15 protein-coding genes are annotated in these 18,232 nt (G+C 59.5%); all 15 read right to left on the bottom strand.

Features of this window, described 5'->3' with window-relative positions; all coding sequences use genetic code 11:
* Positions 1-60: 60 nt before the first annotated feature.
* Positions 61-1,338, bottom strand: coding sequence for a flavohemoglobin expression-modulating QEGLA motif protein (locus tag WG29040_RS08715; RefSeq protein ID WP_003440336.1), 1,278 nt, complete (start codon positions 1,336-1,338; stop codon positions 61-63).
* A 31-nt stretch (positions 1,339-1,369) separates the two neighbouring features.
* Positions 1,370-1,918, bottom strand: a complete 549-nt coding sequence (locus tag WG29040_RS08720; RefSeq protein ID WP_003440333.1) for a hypothetical protein — start codon at positions 1,916-1,918, stop codon at positions 1,370-1,372.
* Between the two features lie 12 nt (positions 1,919-1,930).
* Positions 1,931-2,647, bottom strand: coding sequence for a TetR/AcrR family transcriptional regulator (locus WG29040_RS08725; RefSeq protein ID WP_003440331.1), 717 nt, complete (start codon positions 2,645-2,647; stop codon positions 1,931-1,933).
* A 193-nt stretch (positions 2,648-2,840) separates the two neighbouring features.
* Entirely contained in the window at positions 2,841-4,343 is a 1,503-nt protein-coding gene (lysS, locus tag WG29040_RS08730; RefSeq protein ID WP_003440329.1) for a lysine--tRNA ligase, read from the bottom strand.
* Positions 4,344-4,459: 116 nt separating this feature from the next.
* Positions 4,460-5,555, bottom strand: a protein-coding gene (gene prfB / locus WG29040_RS08735; protein ID WP_100917176.1) for a peptide chain release factor 2 whose coding sequence is annotated in 2 segments (ribosomal slippage) — positions 4,460-5,482 and positions 5,484-5,555 — 1,095 coding nt in all. Because the reading frame shifts where the segments join, the coding sequence is not laid out codon by codon here.
* Between the two features lie 200 nt (positions 5,556-5,755).
* On the bottom strand, positions 5,756-6,757 hold the full coding sequence (locus WG29040_RS08740; RefSeq protein WP_127196020.1) for a PleD family two-component system response regulator: 1,002 nt from the start codon (positions 6,755-6,757) through the stop codon (positions 5,756-5,758).
* Between the two features lie 52 nt (positions 6,758-6,809).
* Positions 6,810-7,820 (bottom strand): chemotaxis response regulator protein-glutamate methylesterase, encoded by a 1,011-nt coding sequence (locus WG29040_RS08745; RefSeq protein WP_003440321.1) that lies wholly within the window; start codon positions 7,818-7,820, stop codon positions 6,810-6,812.
* The gene (locus tag WG29040_RS08750) at positions 7,817-10,105 is read right to left on the bottom strand and encodes a hybrid sensor histidine kinase/response regulator (RefSeq protein WP_127196021.1); all 2,289 of its coding nucleotides are present in this window, start codon (positions 10,103-10,105) and stop codon (positions 7,817-7,819) included. Before WG29040_RS08750 ends, WG29040_RS08745 begins: the two co-directional genes overlap by 4 nt.
* Positions 10,102-10,788 carry a chemotaxis protein CheW gene (locus WG29040_RS08755; RefSeq protein WP_003440318.1) on the bottom strand — a complete coding sequence of 229 codons (687 nt, stop codon included), beginning with the start codon at positions 10,786-10,788 and terminating at the stop codon, positions 10,102-10,104. Before WG29040_RS08755 ends, WG29040_RS08750 begins: the two co-directional genes overlap by 4 nt.
* Positions 10,785-12,053, bottom strand: a complete 1,269-nt coding sequence (locus tag WG29040_RS08760) for a protein-glutamate O-methyltransferase CheR (RefSeq protein ID WP_127196022.1) — start codon at positions 12,051-12,053, stop codon at positions 10,785-10,787. Before WG29040_RS08760 ends, WG29040_RS08755 begins: the two co-directional genes overlap by 4 nt.
* A complete protein-coding gene (locus WG29040_RS08765; protein ID WP_003440313.1) occupies positions 12,050-12,565 on the bottom strand; it encodes a chemotaxis protein CheW in 516 nt (171 codons plus the stop codon). The genes WG29040_RS08760 and WG29040_RS08765 overlap by 4 nt, the downstream gene beginning before the upstream one ends.
* Positions 12,565-14,187: a methyl-accepting chemotaxis protein gene (locus WG29040_RS08770; RefSeq protein ID WP_127196023.1), complete on the bottom strand. Its 1,623-nt coding sequence runs from the start codon at positions 14,185-14,187 to the stop codon at positions 12,565-12,567. Before WG29040_RS08770 ends, WG29040_RS08765 begins: the two co-directional genes overlap by 1 nt.
* Positions 14,188-14,364: 177 nt before the next feature.
* A complete protein-coding gene (locus WG29040_RS08775) occupies positions 14,365-15,084 on the bottom strand; it encodes a tellurite resistance TerB family protein (RefSeq protein ID WP_010655980.1) in 720 nt (239 codons plus the stop codon).
* A 36-nt stretch (positions 15,085-15,120) separates the two neighbouring features.
* Complete coding sequence (locus WG29040_RS08780) at positions 15,121-16,227, bottom strand: NADH:flavin oxidoreductase/NADH oxidase (RefSeq protein ID WP_003440303.1); 1,107 nt, start codon at positions 16,225-16,227, stop codon at positions 15,121-15,123.
* A 144-nt stretch (positions 16,228-16,371) separates the two neighbouring features.
* Positions 16,372-18,081 carry a single-stranded-DNA-specific exonuclease RecJ gene (gene recJ, locus WG29040_RS08785; RefSeq protein ID WP_127196024.1) on the bottom strand — a complete coding sequence of 570 codons (1,710 nt, stop codon included), beginning with the start codon at positions 18,079-18,081 and terminating at the stop codon, positions 16,372-16,374.
* Positions 18,082-18,232: the final 151 nt, after the last annotated feature.

Below are 18,232 nucleotides of genomic sequence, written 5' to 3' on the forward strand. Positions count from 1 at the left end.
GTAACGGATTGCTTCGCACTCCTTCGCAGCCTGGGTCAGCGACTACCGGCTGTTCAAGGGTTACAGAATGTTGGAGTAATCCGCTTCAATCCGGTCCAGGCTCAGATGGTTGAGGAAGTTGGAGAAGCACATCCAGGCCGCCAGTGCGTTCATGTCACGGAACTGTTCGGGCAGGTACTTGGGCGCTACCACCAGGCCTTCATCCACCAGTTGGCGCAGGGTTCGCATGTCTTCCAGGGTGGTCTTGCCACAGAATAACAACGGTACTTGCTCCAGCTTGCCTTTACGCACGGCCAGCTGAATGTAGTTGTAAACCATGATGAAGCCCTTGAGGTAGGACAAGTCTTTGGTAAATGGCAGGCCATTTGGCACCGAGCCGCGGAAAACCCGACTGGCATTGCCATAGCTTTGCGACATTTCAAAGCCTTGCTCACGGAAGAACTCGTAAACCTGCATGAAGTCGGCGCCCTCTTCCACCATATGGATAGCGCGGGTGCGATTGGTCAGTTTGCGCAGGCGGCTCGGGTAGGAGGCAAAGGTGATGATTTCCATCAAGATCGCCAGGCCTTCCTGGGTCACCGTCGAGGATGGCGGGCCTTTGGCGAGGAAGGTGCATATCGGCTGGTTCTGCCCGTTGAGCGTAGTGCCCACATGCACCAGTCCCTCATGCACCTCCAGCGCCCGCACGTCGCGCTCGTTGAACATCGCGTCGGCGCGAATCTTGATGTAATCCGCCCCCGCCGCAGCGTCCGCAACAATACCGTCGGACTCGAATACCCGGATGGTTTCCTCGGCCTCGCCAAACACCTTGTTCAAGCGACTTTGCAGCAGGCCCACGGCATCTTTGGCGGTCAGGGTCTTGGCTTCGTCCTTGAGGTCGCCGCGCCCGTCGATGTTGTCCAGGTAATCGGACATCATCAGCCCCAGATCGGCCAGCGTCGGGTCGCCGGCATGGAAGGCGTCGGACGCAGCCCCGTACAGCTCCTGGGAAATCAGCCCGAAGTCTTCAGTGCCACGGGCTTCGAGCATGCGCACCACCATGCGGTACTCTTTGCACATGCGGCGCATGATCTGCCCGACCGGGTTGAATTGCCCCAGCTGGCGGGTGATATCGCGCTCGATGTTCTGGAACTCCAGCTTTACCGCCCCGGAGTCAAAGGACAGCGGCCGCCCCAGGTAATAGTCGCGATTGACCGCCGGCATTTCCTTGCCCTTGGCCTTGAAGAAACCCTGACGGATGCTGTCGTCCCACTTCACCGCATCCAGTACGCGGATCGGTGTTTGCGCCAGTACGATACGGTCTGACAATGTGCGAATCGTGCGCTGGTAGTCGTCCACCCGGTGCTCCTTGAATGGGCTTAATGTTGGGTTACTTGACCACACGTTGATAGCGGGCAGCTTCCACGAATACGTCGGAGTTGGCCGGATCATCCAGGTAGGCAAAGACCTTGGCCGACGGGCTGTTGATCAATGCGCCGGGGCCTTCGGCGGTTTCGATGGCGTCACCGCTCAACGCCGACTGGCCAATGGCCTGTTTGATCTGGTCCAGATCAAGATCGTAGACCACCAGTTCATTGCTGTCGGTCAGTTCAAAACCGCTCAGCGTGTAGTGGCCACCCAGCTTTGCCGGCAGCGCGGCCGATGCGTACCAGCGGCTGCCATGACGAGCGACGATGAACCTGTAGCGTTCCTGGGCCTTGGGCTCACCCGCGGGGTAGACCACTGCCTGATAGTGTTGTTTGTCGATGGCGCTGATCAACAGGTTGCGCGCCTGCCCCCAGGCATCCTTGCTGACCCATTTTCCCAGCAACTGCCGGGGCGCTGTCTCGGCCACCAGCGGTGCCTCGTTAAAGGTCACCAGACAACCGTTCAACATTAAAAACGACAGTGCCATAAGCATTACGCGCCAAGCTTTCATGCCTGCATCCTTCTATAGAGCGGCCAGTACCAAGTGCATGTAACGCGTGAGAGTAGCGAGTCGGCCAGCATCGGCCTCTGGCTGCGCACCGTTAAGCAGGTCCTGATATTCCATCCGACCGATTATCGCCGTCAAGACATTGGCGTCCTGCTGCGGTTGTTTCGAGCCCAGCACCTGTAATATCTGGCACGTACCCTGCCATAAAATCTGTTGATGAGCCCTGACCAGAACCGCCAGGCGCGGGTTGAGCAACGCCGCCTGGAGGAAAGCCTGTTCCGCCATGAGGTGCTCGCGACGGGTAAGCAACTGGTGCTGGATATAGTGGGCGGCCATGCGGGCGATTTCATCGGCCAGTTGCGCGCGCGATTGCGGGCTGCCATCGCCATAGGCCACCAGTTCACGCAGTTGGCCTTCAGTGCTCAGCCACAGCTTGGCCATAAAGGCTGCGCTGCGTTCGACATATTGGGCGAAGGTGTCATTAAGCAGGTCATCGATGTCTTTGAAGTAATAGGTGGTCGCCGACAACGGCACCCCTGCTTCAGCCGCAACCGCCCGGTGCCGCACGCCACGCACGCCGTCACGCACAACAATGCGCATGGCCGCATCGAGAATCTGCTGGCGGCGCTGCTCACTGCCGTGGCGACTGGCCTTGCGCCCTTGATACTGAACACTTTCGGCTACCGCCGTAGCGACATGCGCCGCCCCTTCTTGAGCCCTGGCTAGGTTCACGAAAGACTCCTTGTGTTGAAGACAATGGTGCCACTGACGAGACTGGATGGCTGTGGGGCCGGTTTGCCGGCGATTACATCAACTAAACACCATGTTCCCTGCATCGCTGGCAAGCCAGCTCCCAGAATCGGCGCATCACCGGGTGTCAGGCAATAAAAAGCCGCCTCAGTCGGCGGCTTTTTATTTTCTAGCTTTACGCCTGTGGCCGCATGTGCGGGAACAGGATGACATCGCGAATCGACGGTGAGTTGGTCAACAGCATCACCAGACGGTCAATGCCGATACCTTCACCGGCAGTCGGCGGCATGCCGTATTCCAGTGCGCGTACGAAGTCGGCGTCGTAGTGCATGGCTTCGTCATCGCCCGCGTCCTTGTCAGCTACCTGGGCCATGAAGCGCTCGGCCTGGTCTTCTGCATCGTTGAGCTCGGAGTAAGCGTTGGCGATTTCACGGCCACCGATAAACAGTTCAAAACGGTCAGTCACGTTCGGGTTGTCGTCGTTACGACGGGCCAGCGGCGACACTTCGAACGGGTACTGGGTAATGAAGTGCGGCTGTTCCAGCTTGTGCTCGACCAGCTCTTCGAAAATCATTACCTGCAGCTTGCCCAGACCTTCAAAGCCCAGCACCTTGGCCCCGGCTTTCTTGGCAATGGCGCGAGCCTTGTCGATGTCGTTCAGGTCATCGGCGGTCAGCTCGGGGTTGTACTTGAGAATCGAGTCGAACACCGACAGACGCACGAACGGCTCGCCGAAGTGGAACACCTTGTCGCCGTATGGCACGTCGGTAGTCCCGAGAACAAGCTGAGCCAGTTCACGGAACAGCTCTTCGGTCAGGTCCATGTTGTCTTCGTAATCGGCGTAAGCCTGGTAGAACTCCAGCATGGTGAATTCTGGGTTGTGACGAGTCGAGACACCTTCGTTACGGAAGTTGCGGTTGATCTCGAACACTTTTTCAAAACCGCCAACCACCAGACGCTTGAGGAACAGTTCAGGCGCGATGCGCAGGAACATGTCCATGTCCAGAGCGTTGTGATGGGTCTCGAACGGCTTGGCCGCTGCACCACCCGGGATGGTTTGCAGCATCGGCGTTTCCACTTCAAGGAAGTCGCGCTGCATCAGGAAGCTGCGAATGTGCGCAATCACCTGGGAACGCACACGGAAGGTGTGGCGCACTTCTTCGTTGACGATCAGGTCAACGTAACGCTGGCGGTAGCGCTGCTCGGTGTCGGTCAGACCGTGGTGCTTGTCCGGCAGCGGGCGCAGGGATTTGGTCAGCAGGCGCACATTGGTCATTTCAACGTACAGGTCGCCTTTGCCGGAACGGGCCAGGGTGCCTTCGGCGGCAATGATGTCGCCCAGGTCCCAGGTCTTCACGGCGGCCAGGGTTTCTTCCGGCAGGGTCTTGCGGTTGACGTAGACCTGGATGCGCCCGGTCATGTCCTGGATCACCATGAACGAGCCACGGTTAAGCATGATGCGACCGGCAACCTTGACCGGAATACCGGCTTCAGCCAGCTCTTCCTTGGTCTTGTCGGCGTACTTCTTCTGCAGATCGGCGCAGTAGTTGTCGCGACGGAAGTCATTCGGGAAGGCATTGCCCTTGGCGCGCTCGGCTGCAAGTTTTTCCTTGCGCAGGGCGATCAGGGTATTTTCTTCCTGTTGCAGGTCTTGCGGGTCGAGTTGTTGGTCGCTCATGTCTTAAAAAATTCCATCACAGGTTCGTTGCCCCCGCCTTGCGACAGGGGGAAGCGGGCTTTGGCGCGCCTTGAAGGCATCGCACCGGCTGCGCACTTTACGTGTTGTTGCGCGACTTACAGCCCTTGTTTCAGGCTGGCAATCAGGTATTCGTCGATATCGCCGTCGAGTACCTTGTCGCAATCGCTGCGCTCGATGTTGGTACGCAAATCCTTGATCCGCGAGGCGTCGAGTACGTACGAGCGGATCTGGTGTCCCCAGCCGATATCCGACTTGGTATCTTCCAGGGCCTGGGAGGCAGCATTACGCTTCTGCACTTCCTGCTCGTAAAGACGCGCCCGCAACATTTTCATCGCGGTGTCTTTGTTCGCATGCTGGGATCGTTCGTTCTGGCAGCACACCACGGTGTTGCTCGGAACGTGGGTAATACGAACGGCCGAGTCGGTGGTGTTTACGTGCTGACCACCGGCACCGGAGGAACGATAGGTATCGATCCGCAGGTCTGACGGGTTGATGTCGATTTCGATGTTGTCGTCGATTTCCGGCGATACGAATACGGCCGAGAACGAGGTATGACGACGGTTGCCCGAATCGTAGGGGCTTTTACGGACCAGACGATGGACGCCAATCTCGGTGCGCAACCAACCAAATGCGTATTCGCCCTTGATGTGTACAGTTGCGCCTTTGATCCCGGCCACTTCACCGGCAGACAGTTCCATGATGGTGGCATCGAAGCCGCGCTTGTCGGCCCAGCGCAAATACATCCGCAACAGGATATTGGCCCAGTCTTGCGCTTCGGTACCGCCAGAGCCTGCCTGAATGTCCAGGTAAGCGTTGTTGGCGTCCATCTCACCACTGAACATGCGGCGGAATTCGAGTTTTTCAAGGGCTTCGCGCAGACGCTCGACTTCTGCGGCAACGTCATCGACAGCGGCCTGATCTTCTTCCTCGGCGGACATCAGCAGCAAGTCTTTGGCATCGGCCAGACCTGTGTGCATCTCATCGAGGGTTTCAACGATCTGCGCCAGCAGGGAGCGCTCGCGCCCCAGCTCCTGGGCGTACGAAGGGTTGTTCCAGACACTCGGATCTTCAAGCTCGCGATTGACTTCGGTCAGACGCTCATGCTTTTGATCGTAGTCAAAGATACCCCCGAATAGTTTCGGAGCGCTCTGACAGGTCCTTGATGCTGTTAAGGATCGGGTTGATTTCCATGGCTGGCGGCACTCGTAGGCGATTTTTACAAAGCCGGGGAGTATACCGGAAACAGCCCGTATCAGCAGCCCGTCTGGCGGGGTTAAGGCTCGATGAATTCAGCTCTGGATCATCTGTAGTCGCTGTCGGGCTGCGACGAGGCCGCGGGGGGCCTCAAGGAAACGGGTTGCTACGCAACCCTTGGCAGCCTGCGGCAGCGACTACGAGATTCCTACCTGGTTACGTCCGTTGTTCTTGGCCAGGTACAGCCCTTTGTCCGCTGCGGAAATCAGCTCACGGCAGGTGCCGCCCTGCTGCGGGGTAAGGGTCGCCAGGCCAATGCTGATGGTCAGGCTGCTGCCGGGAGCAGGTGAAATATGCGGGATTTTTAGCCCCTGCACCGCCTGGCGCAGTTTTTCCGCCACCAGCCGGGCACCGCCCTGGGAGGTGTTGGGCAACACAATGGCAAACTCTTCACCCCCATAGCGGGCCGGCAAGTCGGAAGGACGGCTACTGGCATCGCGAATGGCCGCGGCCACTTTGCGCAATGCTTCGTCGCCATCCAGATGACCGAAGCTATCGTTATAGGACTTGAAATAGTCGACGTCGATCATCAACAAGGACAGCTGGGTCTGCTCACGCAAGGCGCGGCGCCACTCCAGCTCCAGGTACTCATCGAAATGCCGGCGATTGGACAGCCCGGTCAGGCCGTCGGAGTTCATCAGCCGCTGCAATACCAGATTGGTATCCAGCAATTGCTGCTGACTGACCCGCAACGCCCGGTATGCAGCATCACGTTGCAACAACGTCATGTAAGAGCGCGAGTGGTAGCGAATACGGGCCACCAGCTCAATGTTATCGGGCAGTTTCACCAGATAGTCATTGGCCCCGGCCGCGAAGGCCGCACTTTTGATCAACGGGTCTTCTTTGGTGGAAAGCACGATGATCGGGATATTCTGCGTGGCCGGGTGGTTGCGGTATTCGCGCACCAGGGTCAAGCCATCAAGCCCCGGCATGACCAGATCCTGCAGGATCACCGTCGGCTTGATGCGGATCGCCTGGGCAATGGCCTGATGGGGATCGGCACAGAAATGGAAATCTATGTTCTGCTCCAGCGCCAGCCCGCGACGTACGGCTTCGCCGATCATCGCCTGATCGTCTACCAGCAACACCATGGCCGAGTTTTCGTCAGTTTTAACGTCGTCCAACTGCAAGTCACTCATGCGCGTTCACCTGAATTACCACCTTCAAGCCAGTCCAGCGGGGTTTTACCAGTCATTTGGCAAATATCTCCAGCAAGCGTGGCGCAATCATGTCCAAGGGGCGAATTTCAACCGCGGCATCGATGGCGGCTGCCGCTTTGGGCATGCCATACACCGAACTGCTCAGTTGATCCTGGGCGATGGTGAGAAAACCTTGCTGGCGCATGAGTTTGAGCCCTTGAGCCCCGTCACGCCCCATGCCGGTCAACAAAACACCCACCGCATCACCATGCCAGTGCCTGGCAACACTTTCAAAAAATACATCGATCGAGGGTCGATAAATCTCGTTTACCGGCTCGGCGGTATAGGCCAGGGTGCCGTTCTTCAACAACCGGATGTGGTGGTTGGTCCCGGCCAGCAGAGCCGTCCCCGCCTGTGGCGTCTCACCGTGTCGCGCCAGACGCACGTCCAGACCGCACGAGCTGCTCAACCACTCGGCCATCCCGGCCGCAAAGACTTGATCAACATGCTGGACCAGCACAATGGCCGCCGCAAAGTTCCTCGGTAGCCCCTTGAGCAGGCTTTCGAGGGCGGCCGGGCCGCCTGCCGACGAACCGATAGCCACCAGCCCGCCCCGAAAACCCGAGATCCGGGGCTGGGCAGAAACCGGAGTGACGCTTTTTTCACTTTGCCCGATCAACCAGCCAATATTGAGGATCTTGCGCAGCAAGGGCGCGGCCGCTTCCCTGGGGTTACTTCCTCCCAGCACGGGAGTGTCCACTACATCCATCGCGCCAAAACCCATGGCCTCGAACACGCGATGGACATTCTGTTCACGGTCAACCGTCACTATGACGATGGCGCACGGGGTTTCAGCCATGATCCGCCGCGTAGCCTCGACGCCGTCCATCACCGGCATGATCAGGTCCATCAGGATCAGGTCCGGGGTGTTCTCGGCACAGCGTTGCACGGCTTCCAGGCCGTTGGCGGCCACCCAGAGCACTTGATGGGCAGGCTCGTAAGCCAGCGCCCGGCGCAAGGCTTCAACTGCCATGGGCATGTCGTTAACGATGGCAATTTTCATGGTTGAGCTCCTCCAATGAGCTCAACCACTGCATCAAGCAGAGCATCGTCATGGAAACTGGCTTTCGCTAGATAATAGTCGGCCCCGGCATCCAGTCCGCGCCGGCGGTCCTCTTCCCGATCTTTATACGAAACCACCATCACCGGCATTGATTGCAAACGGTTGTCACGTCGTAACAGCGTGACCAGTTCGATGCCATCCATGCGCGGCATGTCGATGTCGGTGATCAATAAATCGAAGTGCTCGGCCCGCAAGGCGTTCCAGCCGTCCATGCCATCAACGGCCACGGCCACTTCGTAGCCCCGGTTGATCAGCAGTTTGCGCTGCAACTCGCGTACCGTCAGCGAGTCATCCACCACCAGAATGCGTTTGCGGGTCAGTTGCGCGGCGTGGCGGTTACGCCGGTCAATTCGCTCCAGTCGCCCGGTACTGAGCAGTTTGTCCACGGATCGCAGCATGTCTTCGACATCCACAATCAGTACCGCAGACCCGTCGTCGAGCAAGGCTCCGGCCGAAATATCCTGCACCTTGCCCAGGCGCGGATCGAGGGGCAGAACCACCAGCGTGCGCTCACCGATAAAACGCTCGACGGCCACGCCATACACCACATCACGCTCGCGAATGACCACCACCTTGAGGGTTTCATCCTCGCTCTGGCTTGGAGGGCGCTGCAACAGTTGGCTGGCAGCCACCAGCCCCACGTGCTGCCCTTCGTGCCAGAAATGCTGACGACCTTCGAGCTGCACGATTTCATCGGGCATCAAGTCGCGCATGCGCTCGATGTGCGCCAGTGGAAAGGCATAGGCTTCGTCGGCCACTTCAACCACCAGACTGCGTACCACGGACAGGGTCAGCGGCACTTCCAGACTGAAACGACTGCCCTGCCCCGAAGCCTGCTCCAGGACGATTGCGCCCCGCAGCAGGCGCACCATGTGTTGCACCGCATCCAGCCCGACGCCGCGTCCGGAGACTTCGGTCACGGTGTCGCGCAGGCTGAAGCCCGGCAGAAAGAGAAAGGCCAGCAGTTCCTCTTCGCTCAGCTGTGCCACGGTGGAAGCCGTCGACAACTGGCGCTCGACGATGGTCTGGCGTAAACGCTCAAGATCAACACCGGCGCCGTCATCACTCAACTGCAGCGCCAGCAAACCCGCCTGATGGGAGATGCGCAAACGAATCAGGCCTTCGGCAGGTTTGCCAGCCAGCAGCCGCTGTTCCGGCGTTTCTATCCCGTGATCGACGGCATTGCGCAGCAAATGGATGAGCGGCGCTTCGAGTTTTTCCAGTACATCACGGTCGACCTGGGTTTTCTCGCCATCGATTTCAAGGCGGATCTGTTTGCCCAGGGCGCGCCCCAAATCACGGACCATGCGCTCCTGACCGACCAGCACATCGGCAAATGGCCGCATGCGGCACGCCAGCGCGGTGTCGTACAGCGATTGCGCGCGCTGGCCGGCCTGCCAGCCAAATTCGTCGAGTTCGGCAGTCTGTTCACTCAGCAAATGCTGGGACTCAGCCAGTATCCGCCGTGCATCAGACAAGGCCTCTTGCGCTTCATGGCTCAGATCCAGCACCTTGAGCTGGTCGCGCAGGTTGTCCAATGCTTTCAGACCGCTGTTTTGCATGCGCTTGAGGCGCTGCAACGTCACCAGATAAGGCTTGAGCCGCTGGGTTTCGACCAATGACTTGCTGGACAGATCGAGCAAACTGTTGAGCCGCTCGGCGGTGACCCGCAACACCCGTTCGCCAGTATCAGTACGGCGCCGGGACCGAAGACCAGGCTCCGGAGCGGTGTCAGCCTCGAGCGCCAGCTCAACCACAGGCACGGCCGGCTCCGGGGGCAGCAACAGCTGCGACACGTCGAACGCCGGGGGCGCCACCGAGACATGGCTGTCGCCGCCATCAAGCAAGCGGTTCATCAGCCCGACATAGGCATCAATGTCGGCCGGGCCGACGTTGGCACTGCCTGGTGTGGCAATACGCATCAACAAGTCAGTGCCCTGCAACAAGGCATCAATATGCTCGGGCTGCAGGTACAGACGGCCTTCCTGGGCACTGACCAGGCAATCCTCCATGACATGGGAAACGCTGACCCCGGCATCCACGCCGACAATTCTCGCCGCCCCCTTGAGGGAGTGGGCCGCGCGCATGCAGGCTTCGAGCTGGTCGGCCTGAGTCGGGTTACGCTCCAGCGCCAACAGGCCGGCATTCAGGACCTGGGTCTGGGCCTCGGCCTCAAGACTGAACAACTCAAGCAACGAGGCGTCACGCATTTGCTCGGGGGTCATGTCAGGCTCCGGGCGATCGCGCCCAGTAATTGCTCTTCGTCCAGCAAGCGCAGGCTGCGGGTTTTCCACAGCAATACGCCACGGGTGTACTTGGCACTGGCCTGCTCGCCCGAGAGTGACGCGCCATTCAAAACAGACTCTTCAATGTTGTGGATGCCATCCACTTCATCCACTGGCAATACCACTGCCCCGCCTTGTGCGGCCAGGATCAGCATGCGCGGCATGATCCGCAGCGATGCCGGCCCCGCCAATGTCGGGTCCAGGCCCAGTAGCTCGACCAGGGACAAACAGGGCACCAGGGCGCCGCGCACATTGGCTACCCCCAACAGCGCACGTGAACGCTGGTGCGGCAGTGAATGGATCGACTGCAGCGGGGCCACTTCATCCAGATAGCGCGTCGCCAGTCCCAGCCATTCATCCCCCAGACGAAAAATCATCAGCGAGCGGGTCGCCACTTTTCGCTCAAGCTCCCGGGGGGAGTATTGGGCCACATGTTCCTGCTCAAACGAGTAGCGGTCCAGCAAGCGGGTGGCCGCAGCCGAATACACCGAACAGTTACGACAATGGATATGTTCAGCCAGCAGCGCACAGGATTTATCGCCGAAGATGCCGATACGGTTCCAGCAGTCATCAATGTCCTGCGCTTCGGAGTGGATCAAGTTCTGGGCTGTTAAACCGCTCATTGTTTACGCTCACTGTGAACGGATCGCTCATTACGGGCCGCGCGCTCCTGCAAGCGTTGAGCGCCTGTTACATCACCCTGTGAGGCCAGCAAGGCCGCCAGGTGTGCCAGGGCTTCTGCATGCTGGGGCTCCAGGTACAACGCCTTGCGATAAAACCCCTGGGCCTGAGCCGTCTGGCCCTGGACGTCACTGAGCAAACCCAGCCAGTAATAGCCCTGGGCCTGCGGGCCATGCAATTGCAGTAATTGCTCGCAGGCAGCACGGGCCTCGCTGCTCTTGCCGGCATTGGCCAGCAGCGCAATTTGTTCAAGCAGGGCCTTGGGCTCAGCAGCCTGCGAGTCCGTTTGGCGCGGTGCCAAGGACTGGGGGCGCGGGGCAAATGGTCGGATGACCGGTGGCGCCGCTGGCGGTTGCGGACGGACCAGCGGCTTGAATTCGGCCAGCACCGGGCGGGCCGCGGGTAATGGCTCGTGGCTATGGCAAAAAGCAAACGACTGCGGCGCACCGATCGAGCGCATGCCCATCCGGCCCAGCAGGCTGCCCTCGGCCGGACCGATAAACAGCACGCCATCGGTACGGGTCAATTGCTTGAGCACATCCAGTGCCTGCTGCTGGGTTTTAAGGTCGAAATAGATCAGCAGGTTGCGACAAAATACAAAATCATAGGGTGGGTAACTGGCCAGCAGGGCCGGGTCCAGCAAGTTACCGACGTGAAAACTGACCTGCTCGCAGACCCTGCTCGACAGTTGATAAGCGTCGTCCACAAGGCTGAAATAGCGCTCGCGAAAATCCGTTTGCTGCCCGCGAAATGAGTTTTTTCCGTACCGCGCAGACTGAGCCCGCTGCACCGAAAGCGGGCTGACATCCAGCGCGTCCACCTTGAATTGATACGCGGCAAAACCGGCATCAAACAGCGCCATTGCAATCGAATAGGGCTCTTCACCGGTTGAACAGGGCAGGCTCAAGATACGCAGGGTCCGGCGACTGCCGATTTCGGCCAGGCGCTTTCTGGCCAGGCGCCCCAGGGTGGAAAATGATTCGGGGTAACGGAAGAACCAGGTTTCGGGCACGATCACCGATTCGATCAGGGCTTGCTGTTCATCCTGGGAGCTGATCAAACGCTGCCAGTAATCATCATGGTCAAGCATGTTCAACGCCATGCAGCGCTGACGAACAGCACGTTCGATGATGGCCGGACCTACTGAAGCCACATCCAGACCGATGCATTTCTTCAAAAAATCGAAAAACCGCTGATCGGCATTCATGGGTACACCTGTGGGCCGGTGTCATCCGGGTGCGCGGCGAAGATCAGCGCAGAAACCGCCGGGCTCAGCAGTTCATCGATACTGATCCATTGCACAAGCCCATGCTGGTCACTGCGCACCGGGCCCAGATACGGCGCATCGCGGTTATCCAGGCCATAGGGCTGAAAGTCCGCGGGGTTGCAGCGCAACGTGTCGCTGGCCTGCTCAAGCATCAAACCCAGTACTTGCCCGCGATAGTTGACCAGCACCAGCCGGGTGCTGGTGCGGGCCACAGCGGCCTGGCCGAACGTCATGGCGCTGATATCGATCACCGGCACCACCTGCCCGCGATGGGTAAACACGCCAGCCACCCATGCCGGGGCATGGGCAATAGGTTTTAGCGGGAGAAGCGGCAGCACTTCGACCACATCGGTGGCCGGCAAGGCATAACGTTCATCGCCGATATGAAACACCAGGAACAGGCGATTGTTCGGCGCTCCCCCACCGCTGGATTTGGCCCGAGGATCGCTCATCAGACTTTAAAACGCGAAACGCCGCTGCGCAGCCCGACGGCAACCTGGCTGAGCTCATCGATCGCAAAGCTGGCCTGACGCAGAGACTCGACGGTCTGGCTGCTGGCATCCCCCAGTTGTACCAGTGCAAGGTTGATCTGCTCCGCGCCTGTGGCCTGGGCCTGCATGCCCTCATTGACCATCAGCACCCGCGGGGCCAACGCTTGAACCTGATGGATGATCTGCGATAGCTGCTCACCCACCTGGGTCACTTCGAACATGCCGCGGCGGACTTCTTCCGAAAATTTGTCCATGCCCATTACGCCAGCCGAGACCGCTGACTGAATCTCGCGCACCATCTGTTCGATATCGTAAGTGGCCACGGCGGTCTGATCGGCCAAGCGGCGGACTTCAGTGGCGACCACGGCGAAGCCACGGCCATACTCACCGGCCTTCTCTGCTTCGATGGCAGCGTTCAGAGACAACAGGTTGGTCTGGTCGGCCACTTTAACAATGGTCACTACCACCTGGTTAATGTTGCCGGCCTTCTCGTTAAGGATCGCCAGTTTGGCGTTGACCAGATCGGCGGCGCCCATGACCTGATGCATGGTTTCTTCCATGCGGGCCAGACCCTGCTGCCCGGAGCCGGCCAGGATCGACGCCTGATCGGCAGCCGAGGTGACTTCGGTCATGGTGCGTACCAGATCACGGGAAGTGGCTGCGATTTCGCGGGAAGTCGCGCCAATTTCCGTGGTGGTGGCCGCAGTTTCAGTCGCGGTGGCTTGTTGCTGCTTGGAGGTCGCGGCAATTTCGGTGACCGAGGTGGTGACCTGTACCGAGGAGCGCTGGGCTTGTGACACCAAAGAGGTCAGCTCGGTCATCATGTCGTTGAAGCCGGTTTCTACCGCGCCGAACTCGTCTTTACGCTCCAGGTTCAGGCGCGAACTCAGGTCACCGGAACGCATCACTTCCAGAATCGAAACAATACGTTTCATGGGCGACATGATCGCTTGTAGCAACAGATAGCCGCAGAGGGCGGCGGCGAGTACGGCAATCAGCAGCGAGACCAGCATGCTGACTTTGGCGGTCATGACTGAATGAGCAATGTTTTCGGTGGCTTCGGAAGCCGAGGAGCGATTGGCGTCAATTACGCTGTTGAGCTGTTTGCGTCCAGCCATCCAGGCCGGCGCCAATTGCTCGGTGACCATGGTATGGGCCTGGGCGAATTGCTTGGCCTGGTACAGCTCAAGCACGTTCGCCAGAATCTGCGCGTATTGCTGATGCAGCCGCTCAAACTCATCGAACGCGGCGCGATCGTTTTTATCGAAAATGGTGCCGCGATAGTTCTCCAGCTCAAGCTTCAGGCGTTCTTCGTAGCTGGCGTACAGTTTGCGGTCTTCATTGTTCAGGTCGCGCTGGTTGGACGAGCCCACCAGTTGCAGGGTCAAGACGTAACTGTCCACCCAGGCACTGCGAATCATCGAGCTGTAATAGACCCCGGGAATCGAGTCGGCCCGGACTGTCTCTTCGCTGCTTTCGATTGAAAGCAGGCGAGAATAAGCCGCGACGACCATCAACAACATGATGGCGATGATTACCGCAAAGCTCGCCAAAATGCGTTGGCGCAACGTCCAGTTCTTCACAGTCAATCCTCGGGGAGCCATTCAAATGATGGGGAGTATAGCCGAGGGTACGCGAGGATTCGTATGGGCGCTGAGACTGATCTCACAGCAATCTGCAAAAATATTCATAAAGCTGCAGGAGCGAGCTTGATCGCGAGCTGTGCGGCATTTGAAAATGCCCGCTCCTGCAGTAAAGGGTTACTCCGCCGCCTGTTTAACCTGGGACTCCAGCTCAGCCTTCAGGCCCGGATCGAGCTTGAGTTGCTTGGCCAGTTCTTGCAGATAGGCCTTTTCCATAAAGCTCTCTTCATCCACCAGCAGCAGGCTGGCGATGTACATTTCGGCAGCGATTTCCGGGGTGCTGGCAGCACTCGCCACTTCAGCCGGGTCCAGTGGCTTGTCAATTTCGGTTTTCAGCCATTGCTGCAGGGCCGGGTCACCGTCCAGCTTGCTGAACTCGCCATCAATCAGCTGGCGCTCACGCTCGTCGATATGACCATCAGCTTTGGCCGCTGCAACCAGCGCCTTGAGAATCGCCTGGCTGTGTTGCTCTACCTGCTGGGGCGCTACCCGGTCGATCGTCTGCGGTTCTGTTTGCGGCGCCGTACCCTGGTTGGCCTGCCAGTTGCCGTAGGCTTTGTAGGCCAGTACCCCCAACGCGGCCAGACCGCCATAGCTCAGGGCCTGCCCGCCATATTTGCGGGCACTCTTGTTGCCCAGCAACATCCCCAGCACGCCTGCCGCCAGCGCACCGCCACCGGCACCTGAAAGCAACCCGCCCAACCCGCCGGAGCCTCCCAGCAGGCCGCCCAGTCCACCTTTGTCTGAGCCGGAGGGGGTACTTTGCCCCGCGGTTTTATTCTGCAACATCTGTTGACCGGACTTGAGCAACTGATCGAGCAATCCACGCGTATTCATTAAACACCTCTCGTAAATGGGTGGCAGGGGAGAAACTCAGTCACGCAGATCCGACTCGTGTATCGGTTGGTCGCGGTGAGTGGCACGCTGGTACTGGGCTGGCCAAATCGCCTTCTGGCCGCCCAGATCATCGTCGGCGTGCAGCGGCCAGTAGGGGTCACGCAATAGCTCGCGGGCCAGCAGGATCAAATCGGCCTGACCGGTACGCAGAATATGTTCTGCCTGAGCCGGCTCGGTAATCATGCCTACAGTGCCGGTGGCGATGCCTGCCTCTTTGCGTACACGCTCGGCAAAACGGGTTTGATACCCCGGCCCGACCGGGATCTCGGCATTGGCGGCGGTGCCCCCCGAAGACACATCCACCAGATCGACCCCCAGCGCTTTGAGGCGCAGCGCCAGCTCCACGGTTTCGTCCGGGTTCCAGCCATCTTCCACCCAGTCGGTCGCCGATACCCGGACAAACAGCGGCAGCTCTTCAGGCCAGATGTCACGTACGGCCTTGGTGACTTGCAGCACCAGGCGAATACGGTTGTCGAAGGAGCCACCGTACTGGTCGCGCCGTTGATTGCTCAGCGGGGACAGGAATTGATGCAGCAGGTAGCCATGGGCAGCGTGAATTTCAACCACCGAGAAACCAGCCACAAGTGCCCGCCTGGCGGCATCGACAAAGGCTTGAATCAGGTCGTTGATCTGGGCTTCGTCGAGCTGGGTCGGGGCAGTGTGCCGCGGGTCAAAGGCTATGGGCGAAGGACCGACCGGCACCCAGCCGCCCTCTTCCACTTTGACGCTGCCCTGCTTGCCCAGCCAGGGACGATAGGTGCTGGCCTTGCGCCCGGCATGGGCCAGCTGAATACCGGCCACGGCACCCTGGGCCCGGATAAAGCGGGTAATGCGCTGCAGGGGCTCGATCTGTTCGTCGTTCCACAAGCCAAGGTCCTGCGCGGTGATACGCCCGTCAGGGGTTACCGCCACAGCTTCAGTAAAAACCAGACCGGCGCCGCCAACAGCACGGCTACCCAGATGCACCAGATGCCAGTCATTGGCCAGCCCGTCAACGCTGGAGTATTGACACATTGGCGAGACCGCAATGCGGTTGAGAAGGGTCAGTTGACGCAGGGTATAGGGCTCTAGCAGCAGACTCATGGGTCACCTCTAATGACAGTGGGCAGGCTCCAGGGAACAAGCGTACCTAGAGCCTAGTCGACAACCCTGCAAGAGGTGGGGTTCATCTTTTGTACAGATTGCGGGAGCTGGCTTGCCAGCTCCCGCAAGGGTTGAGCGCCGGGGTTAACGCGGTTCGATGTGGGCAATCATCAGTTGTACGGTTTCGTTGCCGCGAAATTCGTTGAGGTCGAGTTTATAGGCCAGTTCAACCCAGCGAATGGTCGGATTCGGCCACACTTCGCGGTCAACTCCGAAGGCAATGCCGTCCAGCTTGACGCTGCCGCACTCGGTTTTGAGCACCACTTTCAAGTGGCGCTCCCCGACAATTCGCTGCTCCACCAACTGAAACACCCCATGAAACAGCGGCTCGGGGAAGTGCTGCCCCCATGGCCCGGCATTGCGCAGGGCCCGCGCCAGTTCCAGATGGAACTCTTCTACCGCCAGACTGCCGTCCGACATCAATCGCCCCGTCAGGTCTTCTTCACGCAGTTGACGCCGCACTTCGGCATCGAACGCACGGGAAAACACCGCGAAGTTCGCCTCGGGCAGGGTCAGGCCTGCGGCCATGGCGTGGCCGCCGTATTTACTGATCAAGTCCGGGTGCTGGGCAGCCACCACGCTGAGCGCATCGCGAATATGAAAGCCCGCCACCGAACGACCGGAGCCCTTGAGCATGCCGTCACCCGCATCGGCAAACGCGAACGTCGGGCGGAAGTAACGCTCCTTGAGGCGCGAAGCCAGAATCCCGATCACCCCCTGGTGCCACTCCGGATCGAACAGGCACAAACCAAACGGCATGCTTTCAACCGGCAGCTCCTTGAGTTGGGCCAGCGCTTCACGCTGCATGCCTTGCTCAATGGACTTGCGATCCTGGTTCATTTCGTCGAGCTGCGCGGCCATTTCCCGCGCGGCATTGGCGTCGTCGGTTAGCAGGCATTCGATACCCAGGCTCATGTCGTCCAGACGACCGGCGGCATTCAGGCGCGGCCCAAGAATAAATCCAAGATCGGTGGAGGTAATACGCGAGTGGTCACGCTTGGCCACTTCAAGAATGGCCTTGAGCCCCGGCCGCGCACGCCCGGCCCGAATGCGTTCGAGCCCCTGATGCACCAGAATCCGGTTGTTGGCGTCCAGCGGCACCACGTCCGCCACGCTGCCCAGGGCCACCAGGTCCAGCAGCTCGGCAATGTTTGGCGCCTTGCTGTTTTGATACCAGCCCAGAGTGTTAAGGCGAGCACGCAAAGCGATCAGCACATAGAAGATCACCCCGACACCCGCCAGTGCCTTGCTCGGAAACTCGCAGCCCGGCTGGTTGGGATTGACGATGGCATCAGCCGCCGGCAGCTCGTTGCCCGGCAAGTGGTGGTCGGTGACCAGAACGCTCAACCCGGCCTCTTTCGCCGCTGCCACACCCTCGATACTGGAAATGCCGTTGTCGACGGTGATCAGCAACTGTGGCGTGCGGGTCAATGCAACTTTGACGATTTCCGGGGTCAGGCCGTAGCCATATTCGAAACGGTTAGGCACCAGGTAATCGACATGGGCCGCGCCCAGCAGACGCAAACCGAGCATGCCGACGGTACTGGCCGTGGCGCCGTCGGCGTCAAAGTCTCCGACTATCAGGATGCGCTGGCGCTGTTCAAGGGCCACCACCAGCAAATCCACGGCGGCATCGATGCCCTTGAGCTGCTGATACGGAATCAGCCGCGCCAGGCTCTTGTCCAGTTCCGCTTGCGACTGCACGCCACGGGCGGCGTAAAGACGCGTCAGCAATGTCGGCATTTCGCCCAGAAAAGGCAGGATTTCGGGCAGTGGACGAGGTTCGATGCGCATAAGCTGGATGGAGGCTCTTATTGAAAAATGTACTTGTACAGGTCGCTTGAAAACGTCGCGAGCGAAGGCAAGACAAGGCAAAAGCAGGCGAGGACGCGCAGTTTACGGGGTGTAAATGAGCAGTCCGGGCCTGCCTTTAACGCAGTATTGT

The sequence above is a fragment of the Pseudomonas sp. PAMC 29040 genome (assembly GCF_003994535.1).
In the GTDB taxonomy this organism is placed as follows: Bacteria; Pseudomonadota; Gammaproteobacteria; order Pseudomonadales; family Pseudomonadaceae; genus Aquipseudomonas; species Aquipseudomonas paraversuta.

Bases quoted from the DNA above. Each gene is read 5' to 3' on its own strand.
- WG29040_RS08720 (WP_003440333.1), bottom strand. From the start codon at position 1,918: ATGAAAGCTTGGCGCGTAATGCTTATGGCACTGTCGTTTTTAATGTTG.
- WG29040_RS08765 (WP_003440313.1), bottom strand. From the start codon at position 12,565: ATGAGCGATCCTCGGGCCAAATCCAGCGGTGGGGGAGCGCCGAACAAT.
- recJ (WP_127196024.1), bottom strand. From the start codon at position 18,081: ATGCGCATCGAACCTCGTCCACTGCCCGAAATCCTGCCTTTTCTGGGC.
- WG29040_RS08745 (WP_003440321.1), bottom strand. From the start codon at position 7,820: ATGAAAATTGCCATCGTTAACGACATGCCCATGGCAGTTGAAGCCTTG.
- WG29040_RS08775 (WP_010655980.1), bottom strand. From the start codon at position 15,084: ATGAATACGCGTGGATTGCTCGATCAGTTGCTCAAGTCCGGTCAACAG.
- lysS (WP_003440329.1), bottom strand. From the start codon at position 4,343: ATGAGCGACCAACAACTCGACCCGCAAGACCTGCAACAGGAAGAAAAT.
- WG29040_RS08740 (WP_127196020.1), bottom strand. From the start codon at position 6,757: ATGAGTGACTTGCAGTTGGACGACGTTAAAACTGACGAAAACTCGGCC.
- WG29040_RS08755 (WP_003440318.1), bottom strand. From the start codon at position 10,788: ATGAGCGGTTTAACAGCCCAGAACTTGATCCACTCCGAAGCGCAGGAC.
- WG29040_RS08760 (WP_127196022.1), bottom strand. From the start codon at position 12,053: ATGAATGCCGATCAGCGGTTTTTCGATTTTTTGAAGAAATGCATCGGT.
- WG29040_RS08750 (WP_127196021.1), bottom strand. From the start codon at position 10,105: ATGACCCCCGAGCAAATGCGTGACGCCTCGTTGCTTGAGTTGTTCAGT.
- WG29040_RS08780 (WP_003440303.1), bottom strand. From the start codon at position 16,227: ATGAGTCTGCTGCTAGAGCCCTATACCCTGCGTCAACTGACCCTTCTC.